This window comes from Paraburkholderia elongata (genome assembly GCF_013177735.1).
Classification (GTDB): domain Bacteria; phylum Pseudomonadota; class Gammaproteobacteria; order Burkholderiales; family Burkholderiaceae; genus Paraburkholderia; species Paraburkholderia elongata.
In genome coordinates this window covers 1-3,681 of sequence record NZ_WOEZ01000342.1, presented here as the reverse complement: position 1 = coordinate 3,681, position 3,681 = coordinate 1, and the positions used below count along the sequence as shown (strand labels likewise).

The window sequence follows — 3,681 nt, the reverse complement described above, 5'->3', positions numbered from 1 at the left end:
ACCGCCTTCGAGCAAACCATCCTTTGCCGGCTTTCTCTATTCGTTGGCACGTTTTCCCTTGACGCGGCGCGGGCAATCGCGGCGGATGGAGATGTCGACGAAACCCAGGTCGTGGATGCCGTGGGCAATCTCGTTGGGAAGTCCCTTGCGTCGGCGGAGAAAGCCGGCGACGCGACGATGCGTTACCGGCTACTCGACACCACGCGCGCGTACGTTACCGGGAAACTCATGGAAAGCGGTGAGATGGACAGGATCGCGCGACGTCACGCGATCTATTTCTGCCAGGTTCTCGACGGCGCTAACGCCGCTGATTCGACCCATCGCAAGACGCACGGCCTCGTGGAGTGCGTCGAGGAGCTTGGAAATGTGCGCGCGGCTCTGGACTGGAGTTTCTCTGACCGTGGAGACCGCTCTGTCGGCACGGCGCTCGTCGCCGCGTCGGTCCCTCACTTTCTTGAACTCTCACTGCTAAGCGAGTGTCAGCGCTGGACGGGGCGTGCCCTGACAGCAATCGATTGCGCCAATCGCGGGAGCCGTCGCGAGATGAAACTGCAGGCATCGCTCGGGCTGTCGTCGATGTTCACCACGGGCCACGGCGAGGAGGTCCGCTCAGCATTGACTCGTGGACTCGAACTCGCGGAATCGCTTGATGAACCGTACCATCAACTCAAGCTGCTCGGCGGTCTGAACGTCTTTCTGACACAAAGCGGAGATTTCAGGGGCGCGCTAAAGCTCGCGCAGCAGAGCGAGGTCGTGGCCAAGACACTGGCTGATCCAGCGGCAACCGCATTGGCAGACTGGATGCTTGGCGTCGCGCATCACGTCATCGGGAACCTGGCCGACGCTAAAAAACACTGCGAAGCTGCGGTGGCTCGCGAGATGGCGTCCCGGCACATCAACATGATCCAGTTCGGCTACGACCATCGTAACCGTGCGCTAGCCTCTCTCGCACGAACGCTATGGCTTCAAGGTTGCCCGGATCAGGCCGCGAAAGTTGCACGTCAAACGATCCACGAGGCTGACGAGTTCAAGCATCCGGTCACCCTCTGCATTGCATTGATCTGGACCTTGCCTGTGTTCATCTGGAACGGCGACTGGACGACGGCGGAAGCAATCATCGAGCGGCTGGCGGCGCACGCCGCACGGCATTCGCTCGGGCCATATCAGGCTGTAAGCCCGGGTTTGATGGGTAAATTGTTGATCAAGCATGGCGATGCGCAACGCGGCGTCCGATTACTTGGCGATTGTTTGGACAGAGTCCGTGCCACCCGCTACTACGTCCTCACGCCAATTTTCGAGAGCGCCATGGCGGAAGGTCTGGCGGGGATGGGACAGGTCAAGGAGGCTCTTGCCGCAATCGATTACGCGCTGGCAAGCGTCGCGGAAAGCGGAGGATCGTGCAGGATGCCGGAGATCTTGCGCATCAAGGGACAGATCCTCGCTTCGGCGCCGCGATCGGATTCCTCGGAAGCCAAGGACTGGCTCTTACGCTCGCTCGAATTGGCGCGCCAGCAATCGGCGTTGGGGTGGGAGCTACGTACAGCGACTACGCTCGCGCGATTGCTGTCCGATCAAGGTCACCGAATGGGAGCGCATGACATGCTTGCCGGAATTTATGGTCGGTTTACCGAAGGATTCGACACGTCCGATCTCAAGATAGCGAGGCGCCTGCTGGACGATCTAAGTCGCCCTGCCGATTCCGACGAATCGGGCCGCGAGTTGTTTTCTAAAGAGTGAAGCGCGCAGCAGATGCTGCTTTACCCGAAGTGTTGGGGTCTGTCGGCTAGCTGGACGCGGGTAACCGCGCCGGTTCTGTCGCAGTAAGGGCCTTCGCAATGCCCGCAGCGAGGGCCGTTCGGGGAGTTAGTGTCTTCTTCATCGTGGGCACAATGCGTTTTCGTCACCCACGAATTTTACGTGCTCCGCGTTAATGCGACACCCATTAGTCGGCCGAAGTCAAGGTACGAATCTTCCCCATCGCCGGATTGCCGTGACGATGGTCAGTTTCATCGTCATGGCAATCCGGCGAAATTCCTTCGTTATCCTGTCACGACTGTCTGCAGGTCGGTATCGCATCCGTTTTCTCAGAACTGGTTGCGAACCGGATCGCACCAGACACCCATCGGGATCAAGCGTGCTGTGATGTAACTCACGGCTGCCCTGGCGACTATTGCCGCCCCAGAGAAACGTTGGTGCCAGACGAAGTCCAATGGGTTTCACAGAACCGTGGCTGTTGCTTGTGCAACGCCAGTCAATAGTGGCTCATCGCCCGGGCGACCCGGTCATCCTCAAACAGGCGGTGGGGCAAAGGGAGGGCCCAATCAGAGCCGTGGTTTTTCGCCAGTCGCATTACCGGGCTCGCTCCCCTTGCACCACCGTTTACCCAAAGCAGCGCGCTATCTCAAATGGCTTGTGCTCCCGAAGCATGTGATAGCAGGCGCGCGCCAGCTTGTGCGCCAACGCCTTGATCGCAACAATCCTGTTACGTGCGCGTTTCTTGCGTTCGTAAAAGCGCCTGGCTTCCGGGCAGGAGCGTATGGCGAAGTTGGCCGCCTCGACAAATGCCCACGCCAGATACTTGTTACCATTCTTTGTGTTGCCTTCACCTTTCTTCCTGCTATTGCTTTCGCGCCGGCTGTCCACACAGCGGCAGTACGAACTGAAATTACCAACCTCGGTAAAGCGCGAGATGGTTCCTGTTTCCAGCATGATCGTGGTTGCGAGAACCGGACCAATGCCGGGCACCGAGTTCAGCAACACGTAGTCAGGTTGCAGCTTCACCCGCTCCATGAGTCGCTTCTCGAGAATTCCGATCTGCTCCTGCAATCTTTGCATCACCGCCAGATTTGCTTGCATCGCGAGCGCTACATCCGGTGGAAAGCCGAATCCGCTGACCTGTGTCTAATCCAGACGCTTGACCTGTTCACCCCGCATCTGCCCACCAGTATGGCGTGAGAACAGGTTCTCGATGGCGAGGATCTGGGCCGTTCGACACTGCACCAGTTGCATGCGCTTGCGCGAGAGATCGCGCACCGGACGCTCTTCTGCTGGATAAATGTAGCCTTCTGGCAATAACCCCAGACGTAGCAATTGCGCGAGATGGGCCGCATCGGTGAAGTCGCCACCGTATTTCAGTCCCTCGTACTGCCTGATTGCCGCGGGGTTAGCCAGATGTACACGGTAACCATCGTTCATCAACTGATCCACGAGCCGGTACCAGTTGAACGTTGCCTCGATGACCACCCCCACCAGATCTTCGCGGTGCGGTGCCAGCGCGGCCCGGATCTGTACCGGATCGTTCCGTAACCGCCGCTGGTAGACAACCCGGTCAGCTTCATCGCTAACCACAACCACACTATTGTTCGAATGCAGGTCGATTCCACTAAACTTGTTCATGCCGGCCTCCTGTGCGTCAAGTCGGTGGGTTTGCACCCTGACTTTACGCCAGCCGTTCTATCGGAGCGGAGGCCGGCCGGCTATATGAATATCGTGCGACACGAAGTCGCTTGTAGAAGTTGTGCCCACGGCAACGGAGGGTACCACCCGTGTCACCGGGTGAATCCAGGAGCCTGAGTGCGACACGAGGTCGCTTGTAGAAGTTGTCCCTACTTCAACAGGAAGGGACCATCCATGTCACTGGATGAACCTACGGTTCTGAATCAAGTGCGAACCGGACAACGT

General features: G+C 58.6%; 1 protein-coding gene and 1 pseudogene. One reads left to right on the top strand and one right to left on the bottom strand.

The annotated features are described in order from the left end of the window. The coding region (locus tag GNZ13_RS51040; RefSeq protein ID WP_407945727.1) for an ATP-binding protein at positions 1–1,737 on the top strand (1,737 nt) is incomplete at its 5' end. 642 nt (positions 1,738–2,379) lie between these two features. Here the strand turns inward: GNZ13_RS51040 and GNZ13_RS54720 are convergent. Beyond that, positions 2,380–3,396, bottom strand: a pseudogene (locus GNZ13_RS54720) (IS110 family RNA-guided transposase). Positions 3,397–3,681: the final 285 nt, after the last annotated feature.